General features: G+C 72.2%; 11 protein-coding genes and 2 rRNA genes. 3 read left to right on the forward strand and 10 right to left on the reverse strand.

Annotation, left to right across the window (positions count from 1 at the left end; genetic code table 11):
- Window positions 1-218: 218 nt before the first annotated feature.
- On the reverse strand, window positions 219-2,849 hold the full coding sequence (locus P3T27_RS11670; protein WP_280677200.1) for a collagenase: 2,631 nt from the start codon (window positions 2,847-2,849) through the stop codon (window positions 219-221).
- 220 nt (window positions 2,850-3,069) lie between these two features.
- A complete protein-coding gene (locus P3T27_RS11675; protein ID WP_280677202.1) occupies window positions 3,070-4,029 on the reverse strand; it encodes a LysR family transcriptional regulator in 960 nt (319 codons plus the stop codon).
- A 371-nt stretch (window positions 4,030-4,400) separates the two neighbouring features.
- Here P3T27_RS11675 and P3T27_RS11680 point away from each other — a divergent pair, with 371 nt between their 5' ends.
- A complete protein-coding gene (locus tag P3T27_RS11680; RefSeq protein WP_218206900.1) occupies window positions 4,401-4,598 on the forward strand; it encodes a hypothetical protein in 198 nt (65 codons plus the stop codon).
- A gap of 153 nt (window positions 4,599-4,751) precedes the next feature.
- Here P3T27_RS11680 and P3T27_RS11685 read toward each other — a convergent pair whose 3' ends face one another.
- Both P3T27_RS11685 and P3T27_RS11690 read right to left on the reverse strand, forming a co-directional pair.
- Window positions 4,752-6,098 carry a class I SAM-dependent RNA methyltransferase gene (locus tag P3T27_RS11685; protein WP_280677248.1) on the reverse strand — a complete coding sequence of 449 codons (1,347 nt, stop codon included), beginning with the start codon at window positions 6,096-6,098 and terminating at the stop codon, window positions 4,752-4,754.
- Between the two features lie 422 nt (window positions 6,099-6,520).
- Complete coding sequence (locus P3T27_RS11690; protein WP_280677206.1) at window positions 6,521-8,602, reverse strand: APC family permease; 2,082 nt, start codon at window positions 8,600-8,602, stop codon at window positions 6,521-6,523.
- A 229-nt stretch (window positions 8,603-8,831) separates the two neighbouring features.
- Here P3T27_RS11690 and P3T27_RS11695 point away from each other — a divergent pair, with 229 nt between their 5' ends.
- Both P3T27_RS11695 and P3T27_RS11700 read left to right on the forward strand, forming a co-directional pair.
- Window positions 8,832-9,500 (forward strand): TrkA family potassium uptake protein, encoded by a 669-nt coding sequence (locus tag P3T27_RS11695; protein ID WP_280677208.1) that lies wholly within the window; start codon window positions 8,832-8,834, stop codon window positions 9,498-9,500.
- Window positions 9,500-10,171: a TrkA family potassium uptake protein gene (locus P3T27_RS11700; RefSeq protein ID WP_063347598.1), complete on the forward strand. Its 672-nt coding sequence runs from the start codon at window positions 9,500-9,502 to the stop codon at window positions 10,169-10,171. The genes P3T27_RS11695 and P3T27_RS11700 overlap by 1 nt, the downstream gene beginning before the upstream one ends.
- Before the next feature lie 77 nt (window positions 10,172-10,248).
- Here P3T27_RS11700 and P3T27_RS11705 read toward each other — a convergent pair whose 3' ends face one another.
- From P3T27_RS11705 to P3T27_RS11730, 6 genes are all read right to left on the reverse strand, one after another.
- Window positions 10,249-11,007: a DUF3159 domain-containing protein gene (locus tag P3T27_RS11705; protein ID WP_280677209.1), complete on the reverse strand. Its 759-nt coding sequence runs from the start codon at window positions 11,005-11,007 to the stop codon at window positions 10,249-10,251.
- A 2-nt stretch (window positions 11,008-11,009) separates the two neighbouring features.
- Complete coding sequence (locus P3T27_RS11710; RefSeq protein ID WP_063347599.1) at window positions 11,010-11,417, reverse strand: OB-fold nucleic acid binding domain-containing protein; 408 nt, start codon at window positions 11,415-11,417, stop codon at window positions 11,010-11,012.
- A 65-nt stretch (window positions 11,418-11,482) separates the two neighbouring features.
- Window positions 11,483-12,163, reverse strand: a complete 681-nt coding sequence (locus tag P3T27_RS11715; RefSeq protein ID WP_033351413.1) for a response regulator — start codon at window positions 12,161-12,163, stop codon at window positions 11,483-11,485.
- A 125-nt stretch (window positions 12,164-12,288) separates the two neighbouring features.
- Window positions 12,289-14,877 (reverse strand): sensor histidine kinase KdpD, encoded by a 2,589-nt coding sequence (locus P3T27_RS11720; protein WP_280677212.1) that lies wholly within the window; start codon window positions 14,875-14,877, stop codon window positions 12,289-12,291.
- Between the two features lie 240 nt (window positions 14,878-15,117).
- Window positions 15,118-15,234, reverse strand: a 5S ribosomal RNA gene (gene rrf, locus P3T27_RS11725).
- 86 nt (window positions 15,235-15,320) lie between these two features.
- Window positions 15,321-15,413, reverse strand: a 23S ribosomal RNA gene (locus P3T27_RS11730); the annotation flags it as partial.

Here is a 15,413-nt window from a genome sequence, read left to right on the forward strand (position 1 = left end):
GACAAGCGCTCGCCGGACGAACACGCACCTCCCACCACGCCCCCTCCCGACCAACGCGCCCCCGACCGGCAGGTCCCCGACCAACGCGCCCCCGACCGCCATGTCCCCGGCCGATACGCCCGACCACCGTAGCCCCGACCGACGCCGGGCGGCCACGCCCGCGGCGAGGTGCCGCGACCGTGGCCGCCCGAGAGCCGCCCGAGGGCGGGGAGGACCGGTCAGAACTGGGTGCTGACCGTCACCCCGCTGAAGTCGGTGTTCGCGTAGAGGCTGATGTAGCGGTACCCGGCGGTCGGGTTGGCGACCGTGATGCTCTGCGTGCTGCCGGAGCTGGTGGAGGAGGCGGAGAAGGCCTTCGGCGAGGCCCAGGTGTCCGCGTTGTAGTACAGGTACGCGGTGCCGGTGCCGCCCGTGGTGGTGACCTTCAGGGTGCTGACGCCGGCCGGCAGGTAGACGTACAGGTAGTCGAGGTTGCCGGCGGTGGCGGAGAGGCTGGAGCGCGAGCAGTTCTGGCCGAGCGCGTCGGTGCGCGGGTCGGTGCAGGTCGGCAGGGTGGTGCCGCCGCCGGTGCCGGCACCGGTGGTGACGGTGACCGAGGCCGGGGTACTGGCGGTCTTGCCGGTGCTGTCGGTGACGGTCAGGGCGACGGTGTACGTGCCGGCGGCGGCGTAGCCGTGGGTCGGGTTCCGCTCGTCGGACGAGGTGCCGTCGCCGAAGGTCCAGTGCCGGGCGGTGATCTGGCCGGGGCCGGTCTGGACGGACGTGTCGGTCAGCGTGACGGTGGCGCCGTTGACGGACTGGTTGAACAGCGCGGTCGGGCCGGCCGCGTAACAGGCGCCGGCGGCGCAGCCGTTGAGCCAGGCGTCGAAGTCGGCGTCGTAGCCGGTACCGATGCCGTTGTAGACCGCGTAGCCGCCCTGGTAGTCACCGGTGCGGAAGTGGCCGAGCATGGCGGAGATGTCGGCCGGGTGCTTCTCGAACATGTACCGGACGGCGAGGTAGCCCCACGGGTAGGTGCGCACCGAGTCCGAGTTGTCGTACGAGTTCTGGAAGACGGTGCTGAGCTTGTAGGTGTGCTTGGCGGCCTCGGCCATCGCCTGGGTGTCGGTGGTGCCGCGGTAGGCGTAGGACTCGTACTCGGCGACGCCCTCGATCCACCAGATGTCGGGCACGGAGATCTCGGTGGAGAAGTTGCCCTTCATGTCGTAGATGCCGTCGAGGTAGTGCGTGTACTCGTGGTTGAGGTTCCACACGTTGGCGGTGAAGCCGTCGTTCCACGACTTCTGGTACATCACGCACACGGCGTGGTTGTTCGGGTCGGTCGGGTCCATGACGGTCTGGCCGCCGTTGTTGGTGGAGTTCCCGAAGATCGCCCAGGAGTAGTTCAGGTAGTCGGCCTGGTTGGCGAAGACCGCGAGGGTGAGGTTCTTGCCGTACTGGTTGACCGGGCCGTTGTCCTTCACCAGGTTGTGGAAGAAGGTGTCCTCGCCGCGCAGGCTGGCGCAGACGGCGGCGAGGTCGGCGGGCGACAGCGCCTCGGTCTGGATGGTGCGGTTGTCGCAGACCAGCTGGTTGGGCAGCACCGCCGCGGTCAGCTTGGCCGGCAGGTCACAGGTGCCGTAGTACGAGCACTGGCCGGGGTCGAAGGCGTTGGCCTGGTAGGCGGTGTGGACGTACAGCGGGCCGGTGGCGCCGGTGATCTGGGCGCCGTCGAGCACCGCTTTGACCTGCCCCTTGACCGCGGCCTCGACCGCGGGGCCGTCGCCCGCCATCCGACCGAGGTCGTTGCCGGCGTTGACGTCGAGGTAGGCGTTCGCGGTGCCGAGCAGGTCCTTGTGGTTGAGCGCGAAGGAACCCAGGGTGGTGCCGATGCTCGGGTCGGCGCCGACCGCGGCGACGAAGTCGGGGTTCCAGTTGCCCCGCCACAGCGGCGCGGACAGCACGGCGTTGACCGCCTTGAGCATCTTCGGGAACGCGTTGTACGAGTTGTTGTAGCTGTTCAGCACCTGCTTGTAGACGCCCAGGTAGCTGCCCTGCAGGTTGGCACTGTCGGTCAGCACCAGCACCTCGTTCAGCACGGTGCCGTTGTTGTCCGTGACATCGGTCCAGTGCGCGCTCGCGAAGAAGGCGTCGAGTCCGGCCTTGGAGGCGCTGGTGAGCGCGGCGTCGTACGGGCCGACCGCGCCCGCGTTGTTCGACTGGACGTAGTAGCCGGCCCGCAGGAAGAGCACGAGCTGCAGGATGCCGGTGGAGTTGTCCCCGGTGTAGTTCGCCGCCAGGCCCTGGTAGGCGTTGGCGACGGTGAGCATCTGGGATTCCTTGAAGATCCTGCCCGCGTCGGTGCCGGTGACGTTGAACAGGGTGTTGACGCAGTCCGGGGTCGAGCTTTCGAGGAAGGAGACCAGGTCGGCGCCGCTGCGCCCGCCGAAGTCGGCGGGGGTGCAGCTCGCCGCGGCGGCGCCGGCCGTACCGGCGGCGGCGCGGGCGGAGGCGGCGGGCTTGGCCGCGGGCGGTGTGTGCGGCTGGGCCGGGCGCGGCGCGGTCTGCACGGTGGTGCCGGCCGGCTGGCCCATCACGACCTGGCCCAGCAGGGCCGGCGGCAGCGGCTTGGCGACGGGGGCGGGGGCGGTGTCCTCGGAGGGGGTGGCCGTGAGGAAGGCCCCCAGTGGCTTCGGGACGGCCGAAGCGGCGTCGGCGGACGCGGCATCGGCGGACGACCGGGCGCCGGCCGACGGCGGGGCGGTCGGCCCGGACGCGGCGAGCGCGGGGACCGGCAACAGGGTGGCGGCGGTGGCACAGCCGGCGACGACGCCGGCCATGAGCGTGGGGAGGGGTATGCGAAGGCGCACTGCTGGGTCCTTCTCCTGTGGGGGGAGGCGACTGGACGACTGCCGAGGCATGGGGGAAGTCGACGTGATCCTGTCACCGGGCGACCCCTCAGAACAATGTCACAGGTCATATGACATCAAGCGCGTCCGGCATAACACGGCCCCACCGGCACCGCAGCCGCCCGGCCGGTCGGTCAACCGGCCGACGCCGAACCCCGGCCGCCGGCCGCCGGCCATCGCCCTACGGCCGGACCGGCCGGTACGTCCGCGCCGCCCAGGCCTGGAAGGTCGGCGAGCAGGCGATCAGGTCCCGGTACGCCGCGGCCGCCGCACCGAACAGCGTCTCCACCACCTCGCCGCTCACCCCCGCGGCCCGCCAGGCGAGCAGGTGGCGGACCCAGATCGGCGTCCCGGCGAGCGGTTTGACCACCACCTCGGCGAGCGGCCGGGTGGTCGCCTGCACGACGGAGATCCCGAGCCCGGCGGCGATCATCTCCTGCAACTCCAGCCGGCCGCCGAGGAATTCATGGACGGTCACCGGGGTGAAGCCCGCCGCGGCGCAGGCGCCGTAGAAGACGCCGTGCCAGCCGGCCCCGTCGTCGGGGGTGAGGAACCAGTCCTCCTCGGCCAGGTCCACCAGGGCGATCTCGGTGCGGTGGCGGAGCCGGTGGCCCGCCGGGAGCGCGACGAAGGCGGGCTCGGTGACGATGCCGCGGTGTGCGACGGACGGCGAGTGCCGCACCTCCCGGCCCGGGTAGTCGACGGCCACGGCGGCGTCCGCGTCGCCCTGCTCCAGCAGGTCGACGATGTCCGAGGAGCGGTAGACGGAGGTCACCGTGAAGCGCTGGTCGGGCCGCTGGTGCCGGGCCCTGGTGACCAGCCCGGGCAGGATCGGCGAGATGGTCGCGGCCAGGCGCAGCTCCTGGACGGCCGACGCGCCAGGGGCGGCCGGGCGGCGGCCGAGGCAGTCGGCACGGGTGAGGAGGTCGCGCGCGGCGGCCAGCACCTCGACCCCGAAGCAGGTCGGCGCGACGCCCGCGGCCGTGCGCTCGAACAGCGGCGCACCCAGGTGGCGCTCGATCCGGCGCAGCTGCGTACTGGTCGCCGGCTGCGAGGCGCCGAGCAGGACGGCGGCCCTGCCGACGCTCCCGGTGTCGGCGATGGCGCACAGCACGCGCAGGTGCCGCAGTTCCAGCTCCATGACCCTCCCCCTCACGCAAGGGCCGCACCGCTCCGGCCGACCGCTCCGGGCGGGAGGGTCGGCCCCGGCGGTGGCTGTGCAACAGCACACATGACATGTCGGCCGCTCACCTTCGCCCCGCGCGAATCGCCTCGTCAAGCCCCTTCCGGGGGCCGAACGGAGCTACCGGCAGCGGCCTTTACCCGGGCATTGCGTCCCCCTTGCCACCCCCTGACCCACGCACCGCCCCGCCGACCGCTCCACGCCGGACCCGCACCCGCCCGCTCGGCGCCGCACCACCGGAACGAGCGAGACTTGAAGAGTTCTTCACCTTCCGGGACTCTGAACTCTCGAGCTTTCCGGGGAGCGGCACCGACCGGTGGAGGCCGGCAATGACAGCCATGTTCGACCAGGAGCTGCGCGAGCAGCTCGCCCAGGCCCGCCGGGACCTCGCGGCGGCCCGGGCCGAAGGGGACGCCGACGGCGTCCAGGCGTACGAGGGCCGGATCGCCGGACTGCTCCGGCTCGCCGCCCAACACGGGATCGACCTTCCGCACAGCGCCGACGAGGAGGAGCACAACGAGCCCTGACCGTCCCACACCCGAACGACGAGGAGGCGGCACCCGCGTGGACGGGTGCCGCCTCCTCTTCCGTCGCTCTGCCGGCGCCGGTCGAAGCCGGTCAAGCCGGTCAGGGCCCGGCAAAGCCCGCCAGGGCCCCGGAGGGCCCCGAAGGCCCGCCGATCACTCCCCGATCGGCTCCAGGATCGCCACGCACTCGAAGTGGTGGGTCATCGGGAACAGGTCGAAGGCCCGCAGCGACACCGGCCGGTAGCCGCCCTCGCGGAAGAACGCCAGGTCCCGGGCGAGCGCCGCCGGGTCGCACGCGACGTACGCGATCCGGCGCGCCTCCAGGCCGACCAGGTGCGCGACGGTCTCGCGCCCGGCGCCCGAGCGCGGCGGGTCCAGCACGATCAGGTCGGTGGCGGTGATGCCGGTCCGGGGCAGCAGCGCCTCGACGCGGTCGCACTCGATCCGCACGTTGTCCAGCACGGCCAGGTTGTGCCGGGCGTCGGCCACGGCCTGCTTGGAGGACTCGATGCCGAGCACCGCGCCCTCCTCGCCGACCCGGTCGGCCAGCGCACCCGCGAACAGGCCGACGCCGCAGTACAGGTCGAGCGCGTTCTCGCCCCACTGCGGGTCCAGCCCGTCCAGGACGGCGTCGACCAGGGTGTCCGGCGCCTCGGGGTGGATCTGCCAGAAGCCGCCGTTGCTGACCCGCCAGGTCCGCCCGGCCGCCCGCTCGCGCACGAAGCCGCGCCCGTGCACGCGGTGCACGTCGCCCTGCTCGTCCACCCGGGCGATCGACACCGGCTTGTCCAGCTCGACCAGCGGCAGCTGCGCGCCGGGGCGCGGGGTGAGCACCACCTGGCGGTCCGAGGAGCCGGTCGCGGCGATCACCTCGACCGAGGCGACGCCCGGCCAGTCGCGGCCCTCGATGCCCAGCTCGGTGACGCCCTCGGCGGCGATCAGGCAGCGGTCCACCGGCTGCACCTCGTGCGAGCGGTGCTTGCGCAGGCCGACCTTCCCGGTCTCCTGGTCCACGGCGTACTGCACGCGGGTGCGCCAGGCCGGCACCTGCCCGGGCGGCAGCTTGCCGCCGACCGGCTCGACGCTGCCGTCCCAGCCCGCCTCGGCCGGGGTGAGCCCGGCCAGCTTCGCCAGCTGCTCGGTCAGCACCTGCCCCTTGAGCTTGCGCTGCCCGCCCGGGGTGACGTGCTGCCAGTCGCAGCCGCCGCACTTGCCGGGCCCGGCGAACGGGCACGGCGGCGCGATCCGCTCCTTGGCGGGCTCCAGGATCTCCACCGCGTCGGCCCGCAGGAACCGGGAGGTGGAGGTGCCCTCGGTGACCAGCGCGACCACCTTCTCGCCGGGCAGCGCGTGCCGGACGAACAGCACCCGGCCCTCGTGCCGGGCCACGCAGTGCCCGCCGCCGTGCGCGACCGGGCCGACCTCGACCTCGTAGCGCTGCCCGGCCAGCGGGTCACCGGACGGCGTCTCGGGCCGCGCGGCCCGCGGCGCGGTGCGCAGCGCCTTCGGCGGCCGCACCGTCTGCTTGCGCGGCCCCTTCCCCGACGCGCCCTTGCCGGCCGCACTCTGCGCGGAGCCGCCCTTTCCGGAAGCCCCCTCGCCGGAAGCCCCCTTGCCGGACGCGCCCTTGCCGGACGCGCCCTTGGCCGCTCCGGCCTTGCCCGCCACGCCCTTGGCGGCGCCGCCCTTACCCGCCGCAGCGGCCTTGACCGCCGCCTTCCCGGCCGGCAGCGGCCCTTCCGTCCGCTCTCCCGGGGCGAGCGGCGCGGTGCGCGCGGTGAGGCCGTCGCGGTCGGTGGCCTCCGGGCGGGTCGGCCGGCCCCAACGCGGTCGGGCGGCCTGCCCGGGCTGGGTGCCGCCCCGACGGGCGCCCTTGCCGGAAGCGCCGGAGGAGCCCGAGGAGCGGGGCGGATTGTTGCGGGTCACTGGGAGGAGTCCTTGCTGCGGTCGGAGGTGGCACCGGTGCGCGCACCGGTGGAGGCGGAATCCTTCGACTGTACGGCCTTCGGCGCCCGCGGCTCGCCACGCCGGACGGCGCCCGGCGCCGACCAGGCCTTCTGCGGGCGGCGCCGCTCGGAGGACTCCAGCTGCCACGGCACCGAGGTGACCATCACCCCGGGCTTGAACAGCAGCCGCCCCTTGAGCCGCAGAGCGCTCTGGTTGTGCAGCAGGTGTTCGTACCAGTGGCCGACCACGTACTCGGGGATGTAGACCGACACCACGTCACGCGGGCTGCTGCGGCGCAGGTTCTTCACGTAGTCCAGGACGGGCCCGGTGATCTCGCGGAACGGCGAGTCCAGCACCTTGAGCGGCACCTCGATGCCGCGCTCGTCCCACTCCCGGCGCAGCGCCACCGTGTCGGCCGGGTCGACGTTGACGGTGACGGCCTCCAGGGTGTGGGCACGGGCGAGCTTCGCGTAGGCGAGCGCGCGCAGCGCCGGCTTGTGCAGCTTGGAGACCAGCACGATGGCGTGCACCCGGGTGGGCAGCACCACGTCGTCCGGCTCCTCGGCGGTGGTGAGCTCCTCGGAGACCCGGTCGTAGTGGCGGCGGATGCCCTTCATCATCACGAACAGCACGACCATCGCGGCGATCGCGATCCAGGCGTGGCTGATCTTGGTGACCAGGACGACGATCAGCACGGCCATGGTCATCACCAGGCCGAAGGTGTTGATCGCCCGGCTGCGCTGCATGTGGCGACGCTTGGCCGGGTCGGTCTCGGTGCGCAGCAGCCGGGTCCAGTGCCGGATCATCCCGGACTGGCTCATGTTGAAGGAGACGAAGACGCCGACGATGTAGAGCTGGATCAGCCGGTTGGGGTCGGCGTCGAAGGCGATGACGAACAGGATCGCGGCGATCGCCAGCAGGATGATGCCGTTGGAGAAGGCCAGCCGGTCGCCGCGGGTGTGCAGCTGGCGCGGCAGGTAGCGGTCCTGGGCGAGGATCGAGCCGAGCACCGGGAAGCCGTTGAAGGCGGTGTTCGCGGCGAGCACCAGGATCAGGCCGGTGACGGCGGCGACGAAGTAGAAGCCGGGCGTGAAGTTGGCGAAGACAGCTTCGCTGATCTGGGCCAGCGCGGTCTTCTGGTGGTAGCCGGGCGAGGCGCCGACGAGCTGCTCGGTCGGGTTCTCGGCCATCTGGACGCCGGTGAGGCGGGCCAGCCAGATGATGCCCATGAACATCACCACGGCGATGCTGGCCATCATCAGCAGCGTGGTGGCGGCGTTCTTGCTCTTCGGCTTGCGGAAGGCCGGCACGCCGTTGGAGATCGCCTCCACGCCGGTGAGCGCGGCGCAGCCGGAGGAGAACGACTTGAGCAGCAGGAACACCATGGCGAATCCGGCCACCGATTCGTTGCCGGGGGTGGCCGCGAGGTGGAAGCCGGAGCTCTCGGCGGGCATGTCCTGGCCGAGCAGGAAGTGCCGGACGAAGCCGTAGCCGACCATGCCGACGACGCCGATCATGAAGGCGTAGGTCGGGACGGCGAAGGCGGTGCCGGACTCGCGGACGCCGCGCAGGTTCATGCCCATCAGCACCACGACCACGATCACCGACAAGGTCAGCTCGTGGCCGCGCAGCGCGGGGACGGCGGAGACGACGTTGGCGACGCCCGAGGTGGTCGAGACGGCCACGGTGAGCACGTAGTCGACCATCAGGGCGCTGGCGACGACAAGGCCCGCGTTGGGCCCGTGGTTGACGGTGGCGACCTCGTAGTCACCGCCGCCGCTCGGGTAGGCGTGCACGTTCTGCCGGTACGAGGCGACCACGGCGAGCATCACGATGGCGACGACGAGGCCGATCTGCCACGAGAAGTGGATCGCCGAGGCGCCCGCCACGGAGAGCGTCAGCAGGATCTCCTCGGGGGCGTACGCGACCGAGGAGAGCGCGTCCGAGGCGAAGACGGGCAGCGCGATCCGCTTGGGCAGGAGCGTTTCGCCCAGTTTGTCGCTGCGCAGAGCGCGCCCGATCAGGATGCGTTTCGGTAGGTCAGTCGGCATAGGCACGTTAAGGAATCGTAGGGGCTTCCCGGGCCGGGCTCCGCCTTTTGTCCCCCCCTTCGTCGCGACTGCGTTCTATGGACCGGCTAGCGTGTCGGATACGAGTCGGCGGGCAACACTCAGGTTGTGAGTCGGCGCCGCACGAGAACGCTCGCCCAGGGAAGCCGGGCGGGAAAGGGAGATGAACGGTGTTTGCGCAGGTCAAGAACCCTACGGGACGGGTGAGGTAGCGCCGGTGCACATCGTCATCATGGGCTGCGGCCGCGTGGGCTCGGCCCTCGCCAGAGCCCTGGAGAAACAGGGCCACTCGGTGGCCGTGGTCGACCAGGACCCGACCGCGTTCCGTCGGCTGGGCGCCGGGTTCAACGGGCGCCGCGTGACCGGGGTCGGCTTCGACCAGGACACCCTGCGCGAGGCGGGCATCGAGGAGGCCGGCGCGTTCGCCGCGGTCTCCAGCGGTGACAACTCCAACATCATCGCCGCGCGGGTGGCCCGGGAGAACTTCGGCGTGGAGAACGTCGCGGCCCGGATCTACGACCCCCGCCGCGCCGAGGTCTACCAGCGCCTGGGCATCCCGACCGTGGCGACGGTCCGCTGGACCGCCGACCAGATGCTGCGCCGGCTGCTGCCGAGCGGCGCCGAGCCGCTGTGGCAGGACCCGAGCGGCGGCGTCCAGCTGGCCGAGGTCGCCTACGCCCCGGGCTGGGTCGGCCGGCGCATCAGCCTGCTGGAGGAGGCCTCCGGCGCCCGGGTGGCGTTCGTCACCCGGCTCGGCGAGGGCGTGCTGCCCTCGCCCCAGATGGTGGTGCAGGAAGGCGACCTGGTGCACGTGATGCTGCGCCGGACCGACCTGACGGCGGTCGAGGCCGCGTTCGCGCAGGGGCCGAAGGAGGAGGGTCACTGATGCGGGTCGCCATTGCCGGGGCCGGTGCCGTGGGTCGCTCGATCGCGGGCGAGCTGCTGGAGAACGGGCACGAGGTCCTGCTGATAGACAAGAACCCCAACTCCATCTCGGTGGAGCGGGTGCCGATGGCGGAGTGGCTGCTGGCCGACGCCTGCGAGATCACCTCGCTGGACGAGGCCGCACTGCAGCGCTGTCACGTGGTGATCGCCGCGACCGGCGACGACAAGGTGAACCTGGTCGTCTCGCTGCTCGCCAAGACCGAGTACGCGGTGCCGCGGGTGGTCGCGCGGGTGAACAACCCGAAGAACGAGTGGCTCTTCAACGAGTCCTGGGGCGTGGACGTGGCCGTGTCCACGCCGCGTCTGATGTCCGCCCTGGTCGAGGAGGCGGTCAGCGTCGGCGACCTGGTCCGCCTGATGCGCTTCAGCCAGGGCAACGCCAACCTGGTCGAGTTGACCCTGGCCGCCGACACCGAGCTGGTCGGCACCCGGGTGGGCGACGTGGCCTGGCCGCAGGACACCGCGCTGGTGACCATCATCCGCGAGGGCCGGGTGCTGGTGCCGGGCAAGGACGACACCCTGGAGGGCGGCGACGAGCTGCTCTTCGTGGCCGCGCAGGAGCGCGAGGAGGAGCTGGAGGACCTGCTGTCGGCCTCCTCCGGCGCCCAGTAGCACCGCCGGCGCGAGCCGGACACGGGCGAGGGCCCGCACCCCTGGCGGGTGCGGGCCCTCGCCCGCGTGCGGGCCGGCTACCGGGCCGGCTCCTCCTCGTCGAGCTGCGCCTTGATCGGCGGCGGCGCCTTCAGCAGGATCTGCCAGGTGACGTACATCGCCAGCAGCATCGGCGGGATGCCGAGGGCCACCTTCAGCCAGCCGAGCAGGTTGACGTTGTGGGTGAAGTACAGCGGGAAGAGGATCACCGGCTTGAGGCCCATGATCACCACCCAGGCCCAGGTCGCCTTGGTGTAGGCGGCGAACCGGCCCGGGTTCTCCTTGCGCCAGGTGAACATCTCGCCGGTGACCGGGCCGAGCATCACGCCGATCATCGGCCAGCGCACCAGGGCGGAGATCGCCAGGGCGACGGAGTAGCCGACGTTCCACAGCAGGCCGGGCAGGTAGAAGTCCTCGGCGCGGCCGCTCTTCATCGAGATCCAGGCGCCGAGGACGACGCCGAACACCCCGCTGAAGGCGTGCTGGACGGTCTCCCGCCGGGCCAGCCGGGCCACCACGAACACCGCGCACAGGCCCAGCGCCGCCCAGGCGGAGGCGCTGACCTGGTGGGTGATGTTGTAGGTGACGATGAAGACCAGGCCGGGCAGCGTCATGTCGATCATGCCGCGCACGCCGCCGAAGGCCTGCAGGATGGTGTCGGCGGCCTCCTTGGAAGCGGCCGCCTTCCGGGCGGCCTCATCGGCGGCCGACTCGGCGCCGTGCGGGGCGGTCGCCGCCTGGTGGTTCTCGACCAGGTCGAGCTGGGCGGCGGACTCGCCGCCGGGCTGGTTGCTCACGCTCATTCGCTCCCGTGTCCGACCGGACGCAGCTCATACCGGGGGTTGAACAGCACGCGGCGCCCGCGTGCGTGGCTGATCCGGCCGCTGGCGACGAGCCGGCGGCCCGGCTCTATGCCCGCGATCGAGCGGCGGCCGAGCCAGACCACGTCCAGCGCCTCGGTGCCGTCGAAGAGTTCGGCCTCCAGGGCCGGCACCCCGGCCCGCGGGCGGAGCGTCACCGTGCGCAGCGTGCCCGCGACGGTGACCAGCTCGCGGTCCGCGCAGCCGGCGATCGGCGTGCAGCCCGACTCCGCCGCGCTCTCCTGGCGCAGCTCCTCGGCCTGCAGCTCCTCGGCCGAGGAGGTCAGCCGACTGAGCATGCGGCGAAAGCGCCCCTGCGGCTGGTCGCTGCTGTTGTCACCACTCATGCCGGAAGGGTACCGGTTCCCACGCCCCCGGCGGCAGGCCGTGCGGCCGCCGGGGGCGTCCCCGGTCAGCTCTCGAAGCGGTAGCCCATGCCCGGTTCGGTGATGAAGTGGCGCGGGTGCGAGGGGTCGCGCTCCAGCTTGCGGCGCAGCTGGGCGAGGTAGACCCGCAGGTAGTTGGTCTCGGTGCGGTAGGCGGGGCCCCACACCTCCTGGAGCAGCTGGGTCTGGCTGACCAGCCGGCCGGCGTTGCGGACCAGCACCTCCAGCAGGTGCCATTCGGTCGGGGTGAGGCGGACGTCGGTGCCGTCCCGGTTGACCTTCTTGGCGGCGAGGTCGACGGTGAAGCTCTCGGTGACGACCAGCGAGTCGTCCTCGCCGGCGACCGGCTCGGCGCGGCGCACGGCGGCGCGCATCCGGGCGAGCAGCTCGTCCATGCCGAACGGCTTGGTGACGTAGTCGTCGGCGCCGGCGTCCAGGGCCTCGACCTTCTCGTCCGAGGCGTGCCGGGCCGACAGCACGATGATCGGCACCCGGGTCCAGCCGCGCAGGCCCCGGATCACCTCGACGCCGTCCATGTCGGGCAGGCCCAGGTCGAGGACGACGACGTCCGGATGGCGGGCCGCGGCCAGTTCCAGGGCGCTCGCGCCGTCATGGGCCGCGTCGACCTCGTACTTGCGGGCCTTGAGGTTGATCACCAGCGCGCGGACGATCTGCGGTTCGTCGTCCACGACGAGGACCCGGGTCATTTACGGGCTCCGCCTTTCAGGGCTGTCGGACTTGCGGACTGTGGGACTTGCGGACTGCGGGACTTGATGAACGTACGACTTGCGGAACCGGGGAACCGCGGGCCGCAACGGCGCGCCACCGGCTGTCATGTGATCAGCCGGGACAGCGGCTCGTTGCCGTCGCCGGGTGCCTCCCCCGGTTCGGGCGGCCGCGCGGCGGCGGGCAGGCTGACGACCATGGTGAGGCCGCCGCCCGGGGTGTCCTCGGCCGTGACGGTACCGTCCATCGCCTCGACGAAGCCGCGCGCCACCGCGAGCCCGAGGCCCACCCCGGCGCCGCGCGGCGCGTCCCCGTAGCGCTGGAACGGCGCGAAGATGCGTTCCTTGGCGTCCTCGGGCACGCCCGGGCCGCGGTCGACGATCCGCAGCTCGACCCGCCCCGGCCCGCCCGGCTGGCGCAGCGCGTCGGCCTTGACCAGCACCTTGACGCCGTCCGGGCTGTACTTCACGGCGTTCTCGACCAGGTTGGCCAGCGAACGCTCCAGCAGGCCGCCGTCGGCCCGGATCATCGGCAGCGTCTCCGGGACGTCGAGGCGCACCGAATCGAGCGGCACCCCGCCGAGGGCGAACGGCACCACCTCGTCCAGGTCGGTCTCCTGGATCAGCGGGGTGACGGTGCCGGTCTGCAGCCGGCTCATGTCCAGCAGGTTGTTGATCAGATGGTCGAGCCGGTCGGCCCCGGCCTCGATGCCGGCCAGCAGCTCCGCCTCGTCCTCCGGCGCCCACTCGACGTCGGCCGCCCGCAGCGAGCTGACGGACGCCTTGATGCCCGCCAGCGGGGTGCGCAGGTCGTGCGAGACGGCCGCCAGCAGGGCGGTGCGGATCCGGTTGCCCTCCGCCTCCCGCCGGGCCGCGGCGGCCTCCCGGGCCAGCCGGCGGCGCTCCAGCACCACGGCGGCCTGCGCGGCGAACGCCCCGAGCAGGCGCCGGTCCGCCCCCGGCAGCACCCGGCCGCGCAGCACCAGCGCCAGGCTGTCGCCGACCGGGACGTCCACGTCGGCCTGCTCCGGCCGCTCCGGCGGACGCGGCCCGGCGGTGGCGACCGGCACCCAGGCGCCGAGCGGCTCCGGGCGCTCCAGCAGCGCGGCGCTCTCCTGCCCGAAGGTCTCGCGGACCTGCTCCATCAGCGCGGTCAGCACCCCGTCCCCGTTCGGCGCGCCCCGCAGCACGGTGCCGGCCAGCGCACTGAGCGTCTGCGCCTCCGTCTGGCTGCGGGCCGCCTGGTGGGTGCGCCGGGCGGCCAGGTCCACCACGGAGGCGACCGAGATGCCGACCACGGTGAATATCGCCACCGCCATGATGTTCTGCGGCTCGTTGATGGTGAAGGTGTGGAGCGGCGGCGTGAAGTAGTAGTTCAGCACCGAGGAGGCGACCAGCGCCGACCCGATCGCCGGCAGCAGCCCGCCGACCAGCGCGGCGCACACCGTCAACGACAGGAACAGCAGCATGTCGGTGGACAGGCCCAGCCCGCCGATCGCGGTCAGCACCACGGCCAGCACCGGCGGGCCGGCCAGCCCGATCAGCCAGCCCGCGATGGTGCGGGGGCGGCCCAGGTCGGTGATCCGGCGCACCGGCACCCGGCCGCGGCCGTGCCCGGCGTGCTCGTGGGTGACCATGTGGACGTCGATGTCGCCGGCCTCGCGGGTCACCGTGGTGCCGACGCCCGGCCCGTAGAGGTACTGCCAGGCCGGCCGGCGGCTGGTGCCCAGCACGATCTGGGTCGCGTTCACGCCCCGGGCGAAGTCCAGCAGCCCGGCGGCCGGATCGTCACCGAGGACGGCGTGGAAGGTGCCGCCGAGGCTCTCCACCAGGACGCGCTGCTCGATCAGCGTCTGCGGCGAGCCGGAGCCCGAGAGCCCGTCCGAGCGGGAGATGTGGACGGCGAGGAGTTCACCGCCGGAGACGCGGGCCGCGATCCGGGCCGCCCGGCGGATCAGTGTCGCCCCCTCGGGGCCGCCGGTCAGGCCCACCACAATCCGTTCCCGGGCCTGCCAGGTGCGCTCGATGCCCTGCTCGGCCCGGTACTTCTGCAGGTACTCGTCCACCCGGTCGGCGGTCCACAGCAGCGCCAGCTCGCGCAGCGCGGTCAGGTTGCCCGGGCGGAAGTAGTTGGCCAGGGCCGCGTCTATCTTCTCCGGCGCGTACACGTTGCCGTGCGCCAGCCGCCGCCGCAGCGCCTGCGGGGACATGTCGACCAGCTCGATCTGGTCGGCCCGGCGCACCACCTCGTCCGGGACGGTCTCGCGCTGGCGCACTCCGGTGATGCCCTCGACGGCGTCGCCGAGCGACTCCAGGTGCTGGATGTTGACGGTGGAGATCACGTCGATCCCGGCCGCCAGCAGCTCCTCGACGTCCTGCCAGCGCTTGGCGTTGCGGCAGCCGGGGATGTTGGTGTGCGGCAGCTCGTCCACCAGCGCCACCTGCGGGCGGCGGGCGAGGACGGCGTCCACGTCCATCTCGGTGAACTCGGCCCCGCGGTGTACCAGGAGCCGGCGAGGCACGACCTCCAGCCCCTCGACGAGCTCCGCCGTGTTCCGCCGGCCGTGGTCCTCCACGAACGCCACCACGACGTCCGTGCCACGCTGCTGCCGCCGGTGCGCCTCGGCGAGCATGGCGTACGTCTTGCCGACCCCGGGGGCCGCCCCAAGGTAGATGCGCAGCCTGCCTCGTCCCATGAGCACCATTCTTGATCCGGCTCTGCCCGGGGGCCACCCCCGGACACCTGTTCCCCTTCCCTTCGAGACTACGGCGTGAGCGGCGATTTTCCGCTGATCAGTGCACTGATCAGGCGCTTTTAGCGACATATTGACGGCGCCCGCCCCCTCGGCCGGGCCGGCCCGGAAGCCTTCCGCCCTGTCTCCGGGAAATGCAAAAAGACCCCCTCCCGGACGGGAGGGGGTCTTTTTGGAATGATTGTTCGGCGGCGTCCTACTCTCCCACAGGGTCCCCCCTGCAGTACCATCGGCGCTGTAAGGCTTAGCTTCCGGGTTCGGAATGTAACCGGGCGTTTCCCTCACGCTATGACCACCGAAACACTATGAAACTGTCAACCGCACCAACCCATAACCAAACGGGTTGGGGTCGTTGTTTCAGAACAACACAGTGGACGCGAGCAACTGAGGACAAGCCCTCGGCCTATTAGTACCGGTCAACTCCACCCCTCACAGGGCTTCCATATCCGGCCTATCAACCCAGTCGTCTACTGGGAGCC

The sequence above is a fragment of the Kitasatospora sp. MAA19 genome (assembly GCF_029894125.1).
Classification (GTDB): domain Bacteria; phylum Actinomycetota; class Actinomycetes; order Streptomycetales; family Streptomycetaceae; genus Kitasatospora.